Raw genomic sequence first — 16,527 nt, forward strand, 5'->3', positions numbered from 1 at the left:
GGGCGCGCAGGGTGACGTGCTGACATCGTCTGGCGAATGTCGGCTTCGATCGCCTGCTCCGTCATCCTCAACCGGGTTCGGGATTACGGGGTGGATGTTCGAACGATATGTTCGCCAGACGAGTTCGGCATCCGCCACGCGTGACCTGTAACCCGGCCTCAACATAGCGTGGCCGAATAGCGGCCGAGCCCGAAACGAAGGTCGTGGCTTCCCCTTCGATCGGTCGCGCGGCTTGACGGCATCGGCGCGCGCGGGGGATGAGGCGGGATGGCTTCCTCAGCGCCCCCGCTCGCCCCGTCCGCCGGCTTGGACCGGGCCGCCCTGTTCGGCGTGCTCGCCGCCGGGCTCGGCTCGGCGCTGCTGCTGCTGTGGGCGATCGATGCCTTCGTCGTGTCGGCGGTGTTCCTCGCCGTGATCTGGTCGGCGGCGGCGCTGGTGCTGCTGTTCGCCCGCGCGCGCCGCGCCGCCCCGGCCGAGGCGGAGGGCGCCGACTGGTCGCTGACCAATGCCGCGATTGAGGATGCCGCCCAGCCGGTCGCCGTCACCGATCGCGCCGGCCGGCTGGTCTGCGCCAACCGGCTGTATGGCGAGTGGTTCAGCCACTGGCCGGCGCCGCCCGCGCTCCCCCTGTCGGACGACGGCGCCGATCGCCTTGCCGCCGCCGGCCGCACGGCCTGGCGGGATGGCGAGGGCGTGGCGACCGATCTCTCCGGCGGGCGCGGCCGGTTCAGCGCGCGGGTGGCGCGCGCTGGCCACGCCGACGACCACCTCGTCTGGCGGTTCGCGCCCGCGCTGGCGGTGGACCTGCTGGCCGAGGCGCGGGCGATGATCGCCGGGGAGGGCGGCAACCGGCTGGCGGCGGCGGGCGTGATGGCGGCGCTGGTGGATGGCGGCGGCCGGTTGCTGGCCGCCAACCGCGCTTTGCTGGCGCGCGCGCTCGGCACGGCGGAGGCGGCGCCGGCGGGCCGGCCGTTCGTCGACCTGCTGGCGACCGGCACCGACGAGTATATTCGCCTGGCCGCCGAGAGCGAGACGGCCGATCCGCTGCGGCTGGTGCAGATCCCGCTCGATCAGGGCGATCCGGGCCACGCCACGATCATCCTGCTGCTGGACGAGGACGGCGCCGTCGCCACCCGGCCCGGCGCCCGCAGCACGGCAACCGCCAACGTGCACGCGCTGCTGGCGATGCTGCCGCTGGGCTTGGCGCTGGCCGAGCGCGACGGGCGCATCCTGTTCATGAACGAGGCGTTCGAGCGGGCGGCCGCGATCCCGGCCGGCCAGTCCGTGCTCTATCCCGGCGATCTGGTGGTGAAGGAGGACAAGGCGGCCGTCTCCGATGCGGTGCGCCGCTTCTCCGCCGGGCACCGCGTCTCCGGCGATCTCTCGGTGCGGCTGCGCTGGCGGCCGGAGGAGCCGGTGGCGCTCACCATCGCCGGCGCGCGCGGGCTGGGCGAGGCGGCGGTGCTGCTGAGCCTGAAGGACAATAGTGAGGAATCGAAGCTGAAGAAGCAGGTGCTGCAGGCCACCAAGATGCAGGCCGTGGGCCAGCTGGCCGGCGGCGTGGCGCATGACTTCAACAACATCCTCACCGCGATCATCGGCCACTGCGACCTGATGATGATGCGCCATGCGCCGGGCGACAGCGACTATGACGATATCCAGCAGATCCGCCAGAACTCCAATCGCGCCGCCAGCCTGACGCGGCAGCTGCTCGCCTTCTCCCGCCAGCAGACGCTGCGGCCGCAGATGCTGCAGTTGCCGGACGTCGTTTCCGAAGTGTCCAACCTGCTCCGCCGGCTGCTGGGTGAGACGGTGACGCTGACGGTGAAGCACGGCCGCGACCTGGGGGCGGTGCGCGCCGATCCCGGCCAGCTGGAGCAGGTGATCGTCAACCTGGCGGTGAATGCGCGCGATGCGATGCCCGGCGGCGGCACCCTGACGATCCAGACCTACGCGGTGCCGGCGGCGCAGGTGCGCGACCTGGACAGCGAGATACTGCCGGTGGCCGACTATACCGCGCTCAGCGTGTCGGACACCGGCAGCGGCATTGCGCCCGAGATCCTCGCCAAGATATTCGAGCCGTTCTTCACCACCAAGGAGGTGGGCAAGGGCACGGGTCTTGGCCTCTCCACCGTGTACGGCATCGTCAAACAGTCCGAAGGGTTCATCTTCGCCGAGTCGACGGTTGGCGAGGGGACCAGCTTCGTCATCTACCTGCCCGTCCACCGCGCGCCGGCGCTGGCGGAGCCGGCCGCGCCGCCGCCGCGCGAGAAGCCGGCGGAGCTGTGGGGCACCGGCACGATCCTGATCGTGGAGGATGAGGATATGGTGCGCGCCGTGGCGGAACGCGCGCTGACGCGGCAGGGCTACACCGTGCACACCGCATCGAACGGCGAGGAGGCGCTGGAGATGCTGGCGGACATGGCCGCCGCCGGCGGTCCGCCCGTGGACCTGCTGATATCCGACGTGGTGATGCCGACGATGGACGGGCCGACGATGGTGCGCCAGGCGCGGGCGCGATACCCGCACCTGCCGATCCTCTTCATGTCCGGTTACGCCGAGGAGCAGCTGCGCCGGTCGATCGATCTGGACCATGTCGCCTTCATCGCGAAACCCTTTTCCGTGCAGCAGCTTGCCGCCGCCGCCCGCGATGCGCTGCGCGCCAAAGCCTCTAGCCCGGAGCCGTAATGACGGCTAGAAGACGGACATGACCGCGTCTCTCTCGATCCTCATCGTCGAGGACGAACCCCTTATCGCGATGATGCTCGAGGATTTCGTCGACACGCTCGGCCACACAGTGGCGGGCACCGCCGATTGCGTGTCGGACGCGCTGGCTCGGCTGGAGCAGGGCGGCGTCGACGTGGCCATCCTGGACGTGCACCTGCGCGGCGGCGAGCCCTCGTGGCCGGTGGCGGACGTGCTGGCCGATCGCGGCATCGCCTATCTCGTTTCCACCGGCGGCCATGTCGATCCGCCGCCGGCGCGCCATGCCGCGGCGCCGCAACTCTCCAAGCCGTTCACGATGGATGGCATCCAGGCGGCGATCGACTCCGCGATGGACCGCGTCTGATCTTTCTCCGTTCACTACTTGTTCCACTGCTCGTTCCGCGCTATGTCGTGCCGGCGTTGACGGCGCCGTTGCGCGATCTACGAGGGAGCGAGAACCCATGGCCGCACAGTTGAAACTTATCGGCACCGAGAAGGAAAAGGCCGACATGGACAGGCAGAAGGCCCTCGAGGCCGCCCTCGCCCAGATCGATCGCGCGTTCGGCAAGGGCTCGGCGATGAAGCTGGGCAGCCGCGAGAAGGTGGAGATCGAGGCGATCTCGACCGGATCGCTGGGGCTGGACATCGCGCTCGGCATCGGCGGCCTGCCCAAGGGCCGCATCGTCGAGATCTACGGGCCGGAATCGTCGGGCAAGACGACCCTGGCGCTGCACGCCATCGCCGAGGCGCAGAAGAATGGCGGCACGGCGGCGTTCGTCGATGCCGAGCATGCGCTGGACCCGAGCTACGCCAAGAAGCTGGGCGTCGACATCGACGAGCTGATCGTTTCCCAGCCCGATACGGGCGAGCAGGCGCTGGAGATCACCGATACGCTGATCCGGTCGAACGCGGTGGACGTGCTGGTGGTCGATTCGGTCGCCGCGCTGGTGCCGCGCGCCGAGATCGAGGGCGAGATGGGCGACAGCCATGTCGGCCTGCAGGCGCGGCTGATGAGCCAGGCGCTGCGCAAGATCACCGGATCGATCAGCCGGTCCAAGACGCTGGTCATCTTCATCAACCAGATCCGCATGAAGATCGGCGTGATGTACGGCTCGCCCGAGACGACGACCGGCGGCAACGCGCTGAAATTCTACGCGAGCGTGCGGCTGGACATCCGCCGCACCGGCGCGATAAAGGATCGCGACGAGGTGGTCGGCAACGCCACCCGCGTGAAGGTGGTGAAGAACAAGGTGGCGCCACCGTTCAAGCAGGTCGAGTTCGACATCATGTATGGCGAGGGCGTGTCCAAGATGGGCGAGATCCTCGATCTCGGCGTCAAGGCCGGCATCGTCGAGAAGTCGGGCGCGTGGTTCAGCTACGATTCGGTCCGGATCGGCCAGGGCCGCGAGAATTCTAAAACCTACCTGAAGGAACATCCGGAGACCGCCGCGAAGCTGGAGAAGGCGATCCGCGCGAACGCCGCCGGCATCAGCGATGCGATGATGGCCGGGCCGGCCGAGGACGACGACGTCTGAGGCCGGCCCACGCCGGCGGCCGCCCGGCGCATCCTCGCGTGCATGGGTGCGGCACTCGTGGCGATCCGGCGGTGATGCGATGACGTCGCCGGGGCGCGCCGGCAGGATGTCCGGCGGCTCCTGACGCGCTTCCACGCCGGGCGATCAGGCTCTAGGGTTTGGCGATGACCATCATCGTCCATCATCTCGAAAATTCGCGCTCGCAGCGCATCCTCTGGCTGCTCGAGGAGCTGGAACTGCCTTACTCGGTGACGCGGTACGAGCGCGATCCGAAGACGATGCTCGCGCCGCCCGCGCTGAAGCGCGTCCATCCGCTGGGCAAGGCGCCCGTGATCGAGGATGAGGGCCGCGTGATCGCGGAGACCGGCGCGATCGTGGAGTATCTGGTGGAGAAGGGCGGCGGCCGGCTCGGCGCGCCCGGCAACCGCGACGCGGCGCTGCGCTACCGCCACTTCCTCCATTATGCCGAGGGATCGATGATGCCGCCGCTGCTGGCGCTGCTCGTCATCGGTCGGCTGGGGCTGCTCGGCCTGCCGGCGAGGAAGCCGGTGCAGCGCATGCTCGACGGTCATCTCGATTGGCTGGACGGCGAGCTTGCCACGCGCGACTGGTTCGCCGGATCGGACTTCACCGCCGCCGACGTGATGATGAGCTTCCCGATCGAGGCGTCGCGCCAGCGCGCCGGGCTGGACGGGAGCCGGCCGCACCTGATCGACTGGCTCGAACGCATCCACGCCCGCCGCGCTTACGCCCGCGCGCTCGCGGCCGGCGGCCCTTACGCCTATGCGTGACGACGTGATCGGCCGGGAAGCTTCGGTATCCGGTTCCGGCGTCTCGCCCGGATCGAGATCGCGGCGGGCACCGCCGACGGGTCTGAGTGCAGCCGTGCGGAGCGCCGGGCAGATCTTTCGGCGGCGGCGCTGGCTGAGGACACGACCCCCGGTTTGCAGTGGATTGGTAGAGGCGAGCGCCTGCCTTGCGCCCGGCAGACAGGCTCGGATGACCGGGCGGGGGTGGCGCGTGACGCACGGTCCGGTCGCCGTCATCGCGCTGATCGGGCTGGTCCTCGTCGTCGCGCCGCTCGGGGCCGCGCCGTCCGCGCCGCCGGCGGCGGAGCAGGCCGGCGATGCGGTGCCGGATCCGGCCACGCAGCGGCGGGTGCTGGCGGCGAGCTACGCCTATTTCGCGGCGAAGGACGGCGGCCGCTACGACGCCGCCTACGCCGTCTTCGCGCCGAGCGTGCGCGCCTATCTCACGCCGGAGCTGTACCGCGGCGAGGCGGCGCGGTTCAACGCGATGGCCGGCCGGGGCGAGCGCCGCATCGTCCGGCTCACCTGGGAGCGCGATCCGCCCGGGGCGACCGTGCCGGGCCTCTACGTGGCGGCGGACTTCGTCGCCCGGTTCGCCAATCTGCGGCTCCACTGCGGTTATCTGATGTGGCACCGCGAGGCGGACGGCGCCTTCCGCATCGTGCGCGAGGAGCAGAGCTTCCTCGACGAGGCCACGGCCCGCGCGATGGTGCCGGAACGGCTGCGGCCGCTGCCGCGCCAGTTCGGCTGCCCCGATGCGGATGCCGGCCAGTAGCGTGGCCCCAGTCGCGCGGCCATGGGCAGGCGGCGAGTGTCGCCGGCCGCCCGTGTTGGCCCGGCAGCGCGCGCTTGAGTCGCGCATCGCCCTCGCCTAAATCCCGTTCATGACATCGACCAACGACATCCGCCGATCCTTCCTCGATTACTTCGCCGGCGAGGGGCATGTGGCGGTGCCGTCCGCCCCGCTGATCCCGCACAACGACCCGACCCTGATGTTCGTCAATGCGGGCATGGTGCCGTTCAAGAACGTGTTCACCGGCCAGGAGTCGCGGCCCTATGTGCGCGCCGCCTCGTCGCAGAAGTGCGTGCGGGCCGGTGGCAAGCACAATGATCTCGACAATGTCGGCTACACCGCGCGGCACCACACCTTCTTCGAGATGCTCGGCAATTTCTCGTTCGGCGATTATTTCAAGGAACAGGCGATCACCCACGCCTGGACCCTGCTGACGAAGGTGTGGGGCCTCGACCCCGACCGGCTGACCGCCACCGTCTACCATACGGACGACGAGGCGTTCGCATTGTGGCGCAAGATCGCCGGCCTGCCGGAGGAGCGGATCATCCGCATCCCCACCAAGGACAATTTCTGGGCGATGGGCGACAGCGGCCCGTGCGGCCCGTGCTCCGAGATCTTCTTCGATCACGGCGCCCACATTCCCGGCGGCCCGCCCGGCAGCCCGGACGAGGATGGCGACCGCTTCGTCGAGATCTGGAACCTCGTGTTCATGCAGTTCGAGCAGGCGGACAACGCGATCGTCGGCGAGCTGCCGAAGAAATCGATCGATACCGGCATGGGGCTGGAGCGGATCGCCGCCGTGCTGCAGGGCGTCCACGACAATTACGACACCGACACCTTCAAGGCGCTGATCGCCGCCTCGGGCGAGCTTACCCGCACCGCCATCGATGGCGCGAACACCGCCTCGCACCGGGTGATCGCCGATCACCTGCGCGCATCCGGCTTCCTGGTGGCGGACGGCGTGCTGCCGGCCAACGAGGGCCGCGGCTATGTGCTGCGGCGGATCATGCGGCGGGCGATGCGCCACGCCCACCTGCTGGGCGCGGCCGATCCGCTGATGCACCGGCTGGTGCCGGCGCTGGTGGCGGAGATGGGCGCCGCCTATCCCGAGCTCGTCCGCGCGCAGCCGCTGATCGAGGAGACGCTGAAGCTGGAGGAGACCCGCTTCCGCCAGACGCTCGCCAACGGCCTGCGGCTGCTGGACGAGGCGACCGGCGGCATGGCGGCGGGCGACACCCTGCCGGGCGCGACGGCGTTCAAGCTCTACGACACGTTCGGCTTCCCCTACGACCTTACCGAGGATGCGCTGCGGGCGCAGGGCCTCAGCGTCGATCGCGCCGGCTTCGACGCGGCGATGGCCGAGCAGAAGGCGGCGGCGCGGGCGGCTTGGAAGGGATCGGGCGAGCGCGCCTCCGACGATATCTGGTTCGACATCGCCGAGGCGGAGGGCGGCACCGAGTTCATCGGCTATGGCGCGCACGAGGGCGAGGGCCGCGTGATCGCGATCGTGCGCGAGGGCGCGCGCGTGGAGCAGGCGCAGACCGGCGAGGAGGTGGCGATCCTCGTCAACCAGACGCCCTTCTACGGCGAGAGCGGCGGCCAGAACGGCGACATCGGCACGATTACCGGCGAGAACGGCTTCGCCGCCGAGGTGCGCGATACCGCCAAGCCGCTCGGTCGGCTGCACGCGCACCGCGCGGTGGTGGAAGGCGGCGAGGTGCGCGTCGGCGATGCGGTGCACCTGTCGGTGGACGTCGTCCACCGGGCGCAGCTGCGCGCCAATCACAGCGCGACGCACCTGCTGCACGCGGCGCTGCGCCACCAGCTGGGCGGCCATGTGACGCAGAAGGGCAGCCTCGTCGCGGCGGACCGGCTGCGTTTCGACTTCTCCCACCCCAAGGCGCTGACCCCGGCGGAGATCGCCGCCGTGGAGGCCGAGGTGAACCGCCACATCCGCGAGAACGACGCCGTCACCACCCGCCTGATGACGCCGGACGAGGCGATCGCGGCGGGCGCGATGGCGCTGTTCGGCGAGAAATATGGCGACGAGGTGCGCGTGCTCTCGATGGGGCGCGGCGGCAGCGAGGTGGCCGATGCGGGCAGCTGGTCGGTGGAGCTGTGCGGCGGCACGCACGTGAACGCGCTGGGCGATATCGCGCTGTTCAAGATCGTGGCGGAGAGCGCGGTCTCCTCCGGCGTCCGCCGCATCGAGGCGCTGACCGGCGAGGCGGCGCGATCCTGGCTGACGGCGCGCGAGGACCGGCTGAAGGAGGCCGCGGCCACGCTGCGCGCGGCACCGGACGAGGTGCCGGCGCGCGTCGTCCAGCTCGTTGAGGAACGGCGGCGGCTGGAGCGCGAACTGGCCGAGGCGAGGAAGGCGCTGGCGCTCGCCGGGCCGGCCAAGGCCGAGGCGGCGGGGCCGGAGCAGGTGGGCGGCCACGGCTTCGTCGGGCAGGTGATCGACGGGCTCGATCCCAAGGGGCTCCGCGGCCTGGTGGACGAGGCCAAGCAGCGCCTGGGCTCCGGCATCGCCGCGATCGTGGCGGTGAACGAGGGGCGGGCCTCCGTCGCGGTGGGCGTGACGGCGGATCTGGCGGCGGCGTTCAGCGCGGTCGATCTGGTGAAGCAGGCGGTCGCCGCACTCGGCGGGCAGGGCGGCGGCGGACGGGCGGACATGGCGCAGGGCGGCGGGCCCGACGGGGCCCAGGCGCAGGCGGCGATCGACGCGGTGCGCGGCGCGATCGCGGGCGTGGCGCAGGCGGCCTGAGCGGCTTGCGGTTCACGATCCGCTTGCCCCGGATCGACGCGCGCAAATCCCTTGTTTGTCGCGCCTTGCGGGCGGCCGGGTGATTTCGCCAGCCTGGCCACCGCCCGGGATTCGGTCCGGCGCGCGGCAGCCTCGCTCCGGCGAACCGTGCAGGCGGCGCGATTGACCGTTTTCGACCGCGCCTTATGGCCTTGGCTCAGATGATCGTGCCGGTCTGGCACATCTCCTCCTGATGTACCGAGCGACCGTGACCGAACAGAAGAACAAGCCGCCGGCGTCGCGGGTGTGGACCGCTCCGTTCAAGATCAGCGTGGCGGTGGCGACTGGGATCGCCGGGCTGAGCCTGCTGACGATCGGCAAGTCCGGCTGGGTGCGCACCGGCAACGACGCCGCGATGGCGGCCCCGCCTTCCGTGCGGATGGTGATACCGGACGGCGCCCGCCCCGGATCGGGTGCGGCACGGGCGGATTACGGCCGGCTGGATGCGCGGCTGACGCGGCTGATGCAATCGAAGGAGATGGTGGGCCTGGGCATCGCCGTGGTGGAGCATGGCGAGCTGCGCTTCGTGAAGGGCTATGGCGTCACCACCGCCGGATCGGACGACAAGGTGACGGCGAACACCGTGTTCCGCTGGGCCTCGCTCTCCAAGGGCATGGCCAGCACGATGGTGGGCGAGCTGGCGGCGGAGGGCAAGCTCTCGCTCGACGATCCGGTCTCGCGCTACTCGCCGTCGCTGAAGCTGCCGGGCGGGAGCGAGCGGCAGGTGACGATCGAGGATCTGCTCTCCCACCGGCTCGGCATCGTCAAGAACGCCTATGACGACAAGTTGGAGGAGGGGATCGATCCGCGCGTGATCCGCATCGCGCTGGGCAAGCTCGATCGCTACTGCGCGCCGGGCACCTGCTTCGCCTACCAGAACGTCGCTTATGACGCGGCCAGCGAGGTCGTGCGGAGCGTGACCAAGCAGAGCTATCAGGATGCGGTGAAGCAGCGCCTGCTCGTGCCGCTCGGCATGACGTCCGCCAGCGTGACGCGGGAGGGGCTGATGGCGGCGCGGAGCTGGGCGCGGCCGCATGTCGGCCGCAGGACGGTGCCGGTGGAGGAGCCCTACTACCGCGTGCCGGCGGCGGGCGGCATGAACTCCTCGATCCTCGATCTCGGCACCTGGATGCGCGCGCAGATGGGCGAGATGCGCAACGTGCTGCCGATGCGCGTGCTGGAGACGATCCACCGCCCCCGCGTCTCCACCGCGTCCGCCACCAAGCGCGGCGCCGCCTTTCGCCGCGAGCTGACCGACGGCTATTACGCGCTGGGCTGGCGCGACTATCAATATGCCGGCCACGCGATCGTCGGCCATCGCGGGGCGGTGCGCGGCTACCGATCGATGATCGCCTTCGATCCGAAGACGAAGGACGGCGTGGCGGTGCTGTGGAATTCCGAGAGCAACAAGCCGGTTGGGCTGCAGCTGGAGGTGTTCGACATGCTGTACCGCCGCCCGTTCAAGGACTGGATGGAGCTGGAGGGCAAGAAGGCGGAGTGAGAGAGTCTTACGACCGAGACGCGCCTCGGTCCGGTCCGAACCTGCTTTCGCCTCTTTCTCGATCGCGCCGATGCTCCCGATCGACCGGCTTGCGCGGCGTCTAGCTCGCCGGGTCGTACATGAACTCGCGGAGTTCCTGCGCGCACCGGCAGGAGACGGCGATCTTCCTCGCCCACTCCACGGCCTCCTCGCGGGTCGGTAGTTCCAGCACCGTCATCCCGCCCGTCAGCCGGATGCCGGGATATGTTCCGTCCGAGATGGACCCGTCGGCTGAGACGAGGACGGGATCGACCCGCTCCGCGATACCGCCGGCGAAGACATAGACGCCGGCGTCCTTGGCTTCCTGGATCACCGCCCGCGAGGCGACAGCGGCGAGCGCGAGGTCTTCGTCCGTCAGCACCATGGCTTCGCTGGGAAAGGAGATAAGATACTTGGCCATCGCCGAATGATGCATCGCGGTCTCGTCAGCGGCAAGCGCGGTTTCCGCGCGACACGTTCACATCCTGCGTGGCGACCCCGTGCCTGCCTCCGCGACCGTGCGCTCCACTAGGCAAAAACCCGCTCATCGCCTAAGTGCCACGCATGAGCACCGCACCCCGCACCCTCTATGAAAAGATCTGGGACGCGCATGTCGTGGACCGGCGAGACGACGGCACCTGCCTGATCTACATCGATCGCCACCTCGTCCACGAGGTGACGAGCCCGCAGGCGTTCGAGGCGCTCAGGCTCGCCGGGCGCAAGGTGCGGCGGCCGGACCTGACGCTCGCCGTGCCGGATCACAACCTGCCGACCACCGCGCGGCTGGATGCGGCGGGCAACCGCCTGCCGATCGCCGACGCGGAATCGGCGCAGCAGCTGGCCGCGCTGGAGCGCAACGCGCCCGAGTTCGGCGTGCCCTATATCGGCGCGACCGCGCCCGAGCAGGGCATCGTCCATGTCGTCGGGCCGGAGCAGGGCTTCTCGCTGCCGGGCACCACGATCGTGTGCGGCGACAGCCACACCGCGGCGCATGGCGGCGTGGGCGCGCTGGCCTTCGGCATCGGCACCTCCGAGGTGGAGCATGTGCTGGCGACCCAGACCCTGCTGCTGCAGCAATCGAAGACGATGGAGGTGCGGGTCGACGGCGTTCTCGGCTTCGGCGTGAGCCCGAAGGACGTGATCCTGCACGTGATCGGCCGCATCGGCGCGGCCGGCGGCACCGGCCATGTGATCGAATATACCGGCAACGTGTTCCGCGAGATGTCGGTCGAGGGGCGGCTGACCGTATCGAACATGTCGATCGAGGGCGGCGCCCGCGCCGGGCTGATCGCGGCGGACGACATGACCTTCGCCTATCTGAAGGGCCGGCCGATGGCGCCGCAGGGGGCCGAGTGGGACCGGGCGGTCGCGTGGTGGCGCAGCCTGGCAACCGATCCCGGCGCCGTCTACGACAAGGTGGTGGTGATCGACGCGGGCGAGATCGCGCCGAGCCTCACCTGGGGCACGAGCCCCGAGGACGTGGTGGCGATCACCGGCGAGGTGCCCGATCCGATGAGCTTCGCCGACCCCTCCAAGCAGGAGGCGGCGCGCAAGTCGCTGGCCTATATGGGACTGGCGCCGGGCGTGCGGATGCAGGACGTGGCGGTCGAGAACATCTTCATCGGCAGCTGCACCAACAGCCGTATCGAGGATTTGCGCGCGGCGGCGGAAGTGGCGCGTGGCCGGCACGTGGCGGGCAATGTGCGGCAGGCGCTGGTGGTGCCGGGCTCCGGCCTGGTCAAGCGGCAGGCGGAGGCCGAGGGGCTCGACCGCATCTTCATCGCGGCGGGGTTCGAGTGGCGCGAGCCCGGCTGCTCGATGTGCCTGGCGATGAACCCGGACAAGGTGCCGGCGGGCGAGCGCTGCGCCTCCACCAGCAACCGCAACTTCGTCGGCCGGCAGGGACCGGGGGCGCGCACCCACCTCGTCTCCCCCGCGATGGCGGCGGCGGCGGCGGTGACGGGGCGGCTGGCGGACGTGCGCGAGCTGGTGGGATGAACGGGCGCTGCCACTGCGGGGCGGTGACGATCGAGGTGCCCGGCCGGCCGGAGAAGCTGAACCTGTGCAACTGCTCGGTCTGCTTCACGCTGGGCACGCTGTGGGCCTATTATCCGCGATCGCAGGTGGCGATCGGCGGCACGCCGCGCGGTTATGCCCGCGCGGACATGGCCGCGCCGCGCCTGAGCTTCAACTTCTGCGAGACGTGCGGCGCGACGACCCACTGGTCCTACCTCGATCCGCACGGGCCGGATCGGGCCGGCGTGAACATGCGGCTGTTCGATCCCGCCGATCTCGCCGGCATCGAGGTGGAATACGAGAACAGCCGGGAGGAGCATCCGGGCGCGCCGGAACGCTACCGCGAAGCGAGCATCTTCACCGCATCAGGAGCCACGGCGTGAAACCTGTCAGCACCGTTCAGGGCCGCGCCTATCCGCTCGGCCGCAAGAATATCGATACCGACGTCATCATCCCGGCGCACTATCTGAAGACGATCTCGCGCGCCGGGCTGGGCAAGGGCGCGTTCGAGACGATCCGGGCGGAGCCGGGCAACCTGTTCGACGATCCCGCTTATGCCGGCGCGCCGATCATCATCGCCGGCGACAATTTCGGCTGCGGATCGAGCCGCGAGCATGCCGCCTGGGCGCTGCTGGACATGGGCGTGACGGCGGTGATCGCGCCGAGCTTCTCCGACATATTCTCCGGCAATGCGGTGAAGAACGGCATCGTGCCGGTGGTGCTGCCGCAGGACGCGATCGACCGGCTGCTGGAGGTGGCGAAGGGCCAGCCGATCACGGTGGATCTGGAGACGTGCACCGTGACGACGCCCTATCAGGACCGCTTCGCCTTCGAGCTGGACCCGTTCCGCCGCGATTGCCTGCTGGGCGGGCTGGACGAGGTGGGCCTCACTCTGGCGCAGGACGCGAAGATCGCCGGCTACGAGGCGCGGATCGCGGCCGAGCGGCCGTGGCTGGCCGCATGAAGGCCTTGCTCTCGACCGCGCCGGGCGGGCCGGAGACGCTCGCCATCGGCGATCTGCCCGATCCGGCGGCGGCGCCGGGCGAGGTGGTGGTGGCGGTGCGGGCGTGCGCCGTAAACTTCCCCGACGCCCTGATCATCGAGGACCGCTACCAGTTCAAGCCGCCGCGCCCGTTCGCGCCGGGCGGCGAGGTGGCCGGCATCATAGAGGCGGCGGGCGAGGGCGTAACCGGCTTCGCGCCCGGCGACCGGGTGATCGCGATGTGCCTGAGCGGCGGCATGGCGGAGAAGGTGGCGGTGCCGGCGGGCGCCGTGTTCGCGCTGCCGGACGGGTTCGGCTTCGCGGAAGGATCGGCGCTGCTGATGACATACGGCACGGTCGTCCACGCGCTCGTGGATCGCGGCCGGCTGGTCGCCGGCGAGACGGTGCTGGTGCTGGGCGCGGCGGGCGGCGTCGGGCTGGCGGCGGTGGAAGTGGCGTCGGCGCTGGGCGCGCGCGTGGTGGCGGCCGTCTCCAGCGAGGAGAAGGCGGCCGTGGCGCGGGCGGCGGGCGCGGCGGTGACTTTGGTCTACGGCGCGGCGCCGTTCGACAAGGATGGATCGCGCGCGCTCGCCAACCAGTTCAAGGCGGCGCTGGGCAGCGGGGGCGCGGACGTGATCGTCGACCCGGTCGGCGGCGACTATGCCGAGCCGGCGCTGCGCGCGATCGCCTGGGCCGGGCGCTATCTGGTGATCGGCTTCCCCGCCGGCATCCCGAAGCTGCCGCTGAACCTCACCCTGCTGAAGAGCTGCGACGTGTGCGGCGTGTTCTGGGGCGAGTTCGCCCGCCGCTTCCCGCAGGAGAATGCGGCGAACGTCGCGCGGCTGTTCGACCTGTGGGGCGCGGGGAAGATCGGCCCGCAGGTGACGCAGACCTACGCGCTTGCGGATGGCGGCGCGGCGATCGCCCGGCTCGCGTCGCGCGCGGCCACGGGCAAGCTCGTGGTGACGCTCGACTGATCGTTTCGGCCGCCGTTGCGCGCCGCCGCCGGCCGCCCTATCTGGTCGGTGAGCACAGCGGAGGCAGACGCATGACCACATTCGACGATCGCGAGCGCGGGTTCGAGACGAAGTTCGCGCGCGATCAGGATATGGCCTTCCGCATCACCGCCCGCCGCAACCGCCTGATCGGCACCTGGGCGGCCGAGCTGATGGGCCTGACCCCGGCCGAGACCGACGCCTATGCCAAGGCCGTGGTGCAGGCCGATTTCGAGGAAGCGGGCGACGAGGACGTGATCCGCAAGCTGCTCGGCGATCTCGTCTCGGCCAATGTCGATATCGACGAGGCGCGCATCCGCGTGGCGCTGGACCAGCGCACCGTCGAGGCGCGGCGGCAGCTGATGGAGTCGCAGTGATGCCGATGGCGGCAGAAGATATCGAGACGATGATCCGCGCGGCCATTCCGGACGCGCAGGTGGAGATCACCGACCTTGCCGGAGACGGCGACCATTATGCCGCCCGCGTGGTGAGCGAGAGCTTCCGCGGCCTGCCGCGCGTGCGCCAGCACCAGCGCGTCTACGATGCGCTCGGCGGCCGCATGGGCGGCGTGCTCCACGCGCTCCAGTTGACCACCGCTGCCCCCAGTACAGGAATTGCGCCATGAGCGACGAAGTCCAGGATCGTATCGCCACCGCCGTCAACGCGGCCGACGTGCTGCTGTTCATGAAAGGAACGCCGCTGTTCCCGCAGTGCGGCTTCTCCAGCCGCGCCATCGCCATCCTCGACCGGCTGGGCGTGGAATATGCGACGGTGGACGTGCTGCAGGATCAGGCCATCCGCCAGGGGATCAAGCAATTCTCCGACTGGCCGACCGTGCCGCAGCTGTACGTGAAGGGCGAGTTCGTCGGCGGATCGGACATCATGATGGAGATGTACGAGGCGGGCGAGCTGACCGATCTGCTCGCCGAGAAGGGCATTCCGCAGGCGGGGTGAGGCCGGCGGGCGATCAGCGCAGCATCTCGTCGAGCGCGCGATAGGCGGCCTCGTCGGAGAAGTTGGCGCGATAGATCGCCTCGGCCCTGCGGCAGCGTGCCGCGTGCAGGGCGTCGTCCCCCAGCAGGGCGATGACGGCGGCGGCGAAGGCGTCCGCCGTGTCCGCCACATCGGCGGCGCCGGCAAACTGCGCCGGGTCATCGGCATCTACGCCCAGCGATGTCGTGACCAGTGGCCGGCCGTGCGAGAATGCCTCGCCGATCTTGGTCTTCACGCCGTTGGTGCCGATCAGCAGCGGGGCGATCACGATGCGGGCGGCGCCATATTCGGCATCGAGATCGGCGACGAAGCCGGCGATCTCTATGCCGGGCGTGTCCGCTTCGGCGACGTCCCGACCCACCGAGCCGACGATGCGCAACCGCGCCGCCGGGCAGGCGGCGCGGATCGGGCCCCAGCAGTGCGCGACGAACCAGTTGATCCCCTGCCGGTTCGGCTCGGTCCGCGCGCCGACGAACAGGATGACGGGCTCGTCCGCATGCCCGGACGCGATGCGGCACGGGAAGCCCATGCCGATGAAGGCGCCGTTCGGCGCACCGCTGACTTCCTTATAGTGCAGCAGATCCGACATGCTGTTGAAGGCGGCCCGCCTGGCGCGGGGCAGCGCCTGCCACGATCGTGGCCGCACGGGCGCGGTATGCGCGCGGTCGCCGCCCAGGCTCGTCAGCCGTTCGCTGAAGAAACCCCTGATCGCCACGGTCGTGTCGGCCCATGCGCCGATCCACGGCAGCAGCTCGCAGGCATCGTAGATCAGCACGACCAGATCGGGGCGGAGATGCTGCAGCTGCCGCCGCAGCCATCGTCCCTCCGCCGCCGTCGGCTCGTCCTTGAGGAAGGAGCGGCGGGTGGCGAGGCGCATGGCGGTGTTCAGGTACGTGACGGGGGAGAGCGAGGCATAGCGGTAGCGGCCGATCGCGACTGCCCGCCGCACCCTGAAACGCTCCTCTCCGGAGAGGCCGGGGCGGAGATCGACCAGCGGATTCGTGCGACCGCGAGATATATCCGTGATGAAGCTCTGAACGTCATGTCCGCCGTCGTGCAGGTGTCGTCGAATCGCATCGAGATAGACGACGTCGCCGGCGCGAACCGTCTCATAGGGGTAGCTCTCGACGAAGGCGATGCGTGCCATGTCTTTCCGATGCTGCAATTGCGAACATCGCGTGATCGCACAGGCGGGCGCGGATCGGCAGGGCGCGGCGCGGCAGACTGCGCCGTTTCGGATCACGCCATCGCGGGGAAGGGTGGGCGCGGGCCGATGCGAGACCAGTCAGCATCGGCCCGCCACTCTGGAACGAGTTTTGGAACGCCGGCATCGTCGCAAGCGGCGTGCCAGTTGTCGACGGCAACGCGCTTCC

The 16,527-nt window shown here is 70.1% G+C and carries 16 protein-coding genes; 14 read left to right on the forward strand and 2 right to left on the reverse strand.

The genetic code is table 11. From position 1 onward, the window contains the following. Positions 1–267 precede the first annotated feature (267 nt). From GNT64_RS06025 to GNT64_RS06055, 7 genes are all read left to right on the forward strand, one after another. Entirely contained in the window at positions 268–2,688 is a 2,421-nt protein-coding gene (locus GNT64_RS06025; protein WP_156678683.1) for a hybrid sensor histidine kinase/response regulator, read from the forward strand. A gap of 19 nt (positions 2,689–2,707) precedes the next feature. Then, entirely contained in the window at positions 2,708–3,070 is a 363-nt protein-coding gene (locus GNT64_RS06030; protein WP_156678684.1) for a response regulator, read from the forward strand. 97 nt (positions 3,071–3,167) lie between these two features. Beyond that, positions 3,168–4,241: a recombinase RecA gene (recA, locus tag GNT64_RS06035; RefSeq protein ID WP_156678685.1), complete on the forward strand. Its 1,074-nt coding sequence runs from the start codon at positions 3,168–3,170 to the stop codon at positions 4,239–4,241. A 164-nt stretch (positions 4,242–4,405) separates the two neighbouring features. Continuing rightward, positions 4,406–5,032, forward strand: coding sequence for a glutathione S-transferase (locus tag GNT64_RS06040; protein ID WP_156678686.1), 627 nt, complete (start codon positions 4,406–4,408; stop codon positions 5,030–5,032). 229 nt (positions 5,033–5,261) lie between these two features. Then, the gene (locus GNT64_RS06045; protein ID WP_231639315.1) at positions 5,262–5,825 is read left to right on the forward strand and encodes a DUF4019 domain-containing protein; all 564 of its coding nucleotides are present in this window, start codon (positions 5,262–5,264) and stop codon (positions 5,823–5,825) included. A 109-nt stretch (positions 5,826–5,934) separates the two neighbouring features. Next, on the forward strand, positions 5,935–8,610 hold the full coding sequence (alaS, locus tag GNT64_RS06050) for an alanine--tRNA ligase (protein WP_156678688.1): 2,676 nt from the start codon (positions 5,935–5,937) through the stop codon (positions 8,608–8,610). Between the two features lie 232 nt (positions 8,611–8,842). Next, positions 8,843–10,150, forward strand: a complete 1,308-nt coding sequence (locus GNT64_RS06055) for a serine hydrolase domain-containing protein (RefSeq protein ID WP_156678689.1) — start codon at positions 8,843–8,845, stop codon at positions 10,148–10,150. Positions 10,151–10,250: 100 nt separating this feature from the next. Here GNT64_RS06055 and GNT64_RS06060 read toward each other — a convergent pair whose 3' ends face one another. Next, positions 10,251–10,553, reverse strand: coding sequence for a YciI family protein (locus GNT64_RS06060; protein ID WP_231639317.1), 303 nt, complete (start codon positions 10,551–10,553; stop codon positions 10,251–10,253). Positions 10,554–10,732: 179 nt separating this feature from the next. Here GNT64_RS06060 and leuC point away from each other — a divergent pair, with 179 nt between their 5' ends. The 7 genes from leuC to grxD all read left to right on the forward strand — a co-directional run bounded on the left by leuC (position 10,733) and on the right by grxD (position 15,115). Next, the gene (gene leuC / locus GNT64_RS06065) at positions 10,733–12,166 is read left to right on the forward strand and encodes a 3-isopropylmalate dehydratase large subunit (protein WP_156678691.1); all 1,434 of its coding nucleotides are present in this window, start codon (positions 10,733–10,735) and stop codon (positions 12,164–12,166) included. Further along, the gene (locus GNT64_RS06070; protein WP_197277296.1) at positions 12,163–12,567 is read left to right on the forward strand and encodes a GFA family protein; all 405 of its coding nucleotides are present in this window, start codon (positions 12,163–12,165) and stop codon (positions 12,565–12,567) included. Before leuC ends, GNT64_RS06070 begins: the two co-directional genes overlap by 4 nt. Continuing rightward, positions 12,564–13,148 carry a 3-isopropylmalate dehydratase small subunit gene (gene leuD / locus GNT64_RS06075; protein WP_156678692.1) on the forward strand — a complete coding sequence of 195 codons (585 nt, stop codon included), beginning with the start codon at positions 12,564–12,566 and terminating at the stop codon, positions 13,146–13,148. Before GNT64_RS06070 ends, leuD begins: the two co-directional genes overlap by 4 nt. Continuing rightward, a complete protein-coding gene (locus GNT64_RS06080; RefSeq protein WP_197277297.1) occupies positions 13,145–14,143 on the forward strand; it encodes an NADPH:quinone oxidoreductase family protein in 999 nt (332 codons plus the stop codon). The genes leuD and GNT64_RS06080 overlap by 4 nt, the downstream gene beginning before the upstream one ends. Positions 14,144–14,214: 71 nt before the next feature. Beyond that, positions 14,215–14,538 (forward strand): DUF1476 domain-containing protein, encoded by a 324-nt coding sequence (locus GNT64_RS06085; RefSeq protein ID WP_156678693.1) that lies wholly within the window; start codon positions 14,215–14,217, stop codon positions 14,536–14,538. Beyond that, the gene (locus GNT64_RS06090) at positions 14,538–14,786 is read left to right on the forward strand and encodes a BolA family protein (protein ID WP_156678694.1); all 249 of its coding nucleotides are present in this window, start codon (positions 14,538–14,540) and stop codon (positions 14,784–14,786) included. The genes GNT64_RS06085 and GNT64_RS06090 overlap by 1 nt, the downstream gene beginning before the upstream one ends. Further along, on the forward strand, positions 14,783–15,115 hold the full coding sequence (gene grxD, locus GNT64_RS06095) for a Grx4 family monothiol glutaredoxin (protein ID WP_156678695.1): 333 nt from the start codon (positions 14,783–14,785) through the stop codon (positions 15,113–15,115). The genes GNT64_RS06090 and grxD overlap by 4 nt, the downstream gene beginning before the upstream one ends. A gap of 13 nt (positions 15,116–15,128) precedes the next feature. Here the strand turns inward: grxD and GNT64_RS06100 are convergent, their stop codons facing one another. Beyond that, positions 15,129–16,301, reverse strand: coding sequence for a glycosyltransferase (locus tag GNT64_RS06100; RefSeq protein WP_156678696.1), 1,173 nt, complete (start codon positions 16,299–16,301; stop codon positions 15,129–15,131). Positions 16,302–16,527: the final 226 nt, after the last annotated feature.

The organism is Sphingomonas profundi, assembly GCF_009739515.1.
Classification (GTDB): Bacteria; Pseudomonadota; Alphaproteobacteria; order Sphingomonadales; family Sphingomonadaceae; genus Alterirhizorhabdus; species Alterirhizorhabdus profundi.

What these genes read in the sequence shown, in the direction of transcription:
- leuC (WP_156678691.1), top strand. Translation starts at nt 10,733, where the DNA reads ATGAGCACCGCACCCCGCACCCTCTATGAAAAGATCTGGGACGCGCAT.
- GNT64_RS06055 (WP_156678689.1), top strand. Translation starts at nt 8,843, where the DNA reads ATGTACCGAGCGACCGTGACCGAACAGAAGAACAAGCCGCCGGCGTCG.
- grxD (WP_156678695.1), top strand. Translation starts at nt 14,783, where the DNA reads ATGAGCGACGAAGTCCAGGATCGTATCGCCACCGCCGTCAACGCGGCC.
- GNT64_RS06030 (WP_156678684.1), top strand. Translation starts at nt 2,708, where the DNA reads ATGACCGCGTCTCTCTCGATCCTCATCGTCGAGGACGAACCCCTTATC.
- GNT64_RS06090 (WP_156678694.1), top strand. Translation starts at nt 14,538, where the DNA reads ATGCCGATGGCGGCAGAAGATATCGAGACGATGATCCGCGCGGCCATT.
- GNT64_RS06040 (WP_156678686.1), top strand. Translation starts at nt 4,406, where the DNA reads ATGACCATCATCGTCCATCATCTCGAAAATTCGCGCTCGCAGCGCATC.
- GNT64_RS06070 (WP_197277296.1), top strand. Translation starts at nt 12,163, where the DNA reads ATGAACGGGCGCTGCCACTGCGGGGCGGTGACGATCGAGGTGCCCGGC.
- alaS (WP_156678688.1), top strand. Translation starts at nt 5,935, where the DNA reads ATGACATCGACCAACGACATCCGCCGATCCTTCCTCGATTACTTCGCC.
- GNT64_RS06085 (WP_156678693.1), top strand. Translation starts at nt 14,215, where the DNA reads ATGACCACATTCGACGATCGCGAGCGCGGGTTCGAGACGAAGTTCGCG.
- GNT64_RS06060 (WP_231639317.1), bottom strand. Translation starts at nt 10,553, where the DNA reads ATGGTGCTGACGGACGAAGACCTCGCGCTCGCCGCTGTCGCCTCGCGG.
- GNT64_RS06100 (WP_156678696.1), bottom strand. Translation starts at nt 16,301, where the DNA reads ATGGCACGCATCGCCTTCGTCGAGAGCTACCCCTATGAGACGGTTCGC.
- recA (WP_156678685.1), top strand. Translation starts at nt 3,168, where the DNA reads ATGGCCGCACAGTTGAAACTTATCGGCACCGAGAAGGAAAAGGCCGAC.
- GNT64_RS06025 (WP_156678683.1), top strand. Translation starts at nt 268, where the DNA reads ATGGCTTCCTCAGCGCCCCCGCTCGCCCCGTCCGCCGGCTTGGACCGG.
- GNT64_RS06080 (WP_197277297.1), top strand. Translation starts at nt 13,145, where the DNA reads ATGAAGGCCTTGCTCTCGACCGCGCCGGGCGGGCCGGAGACGCTCGCC.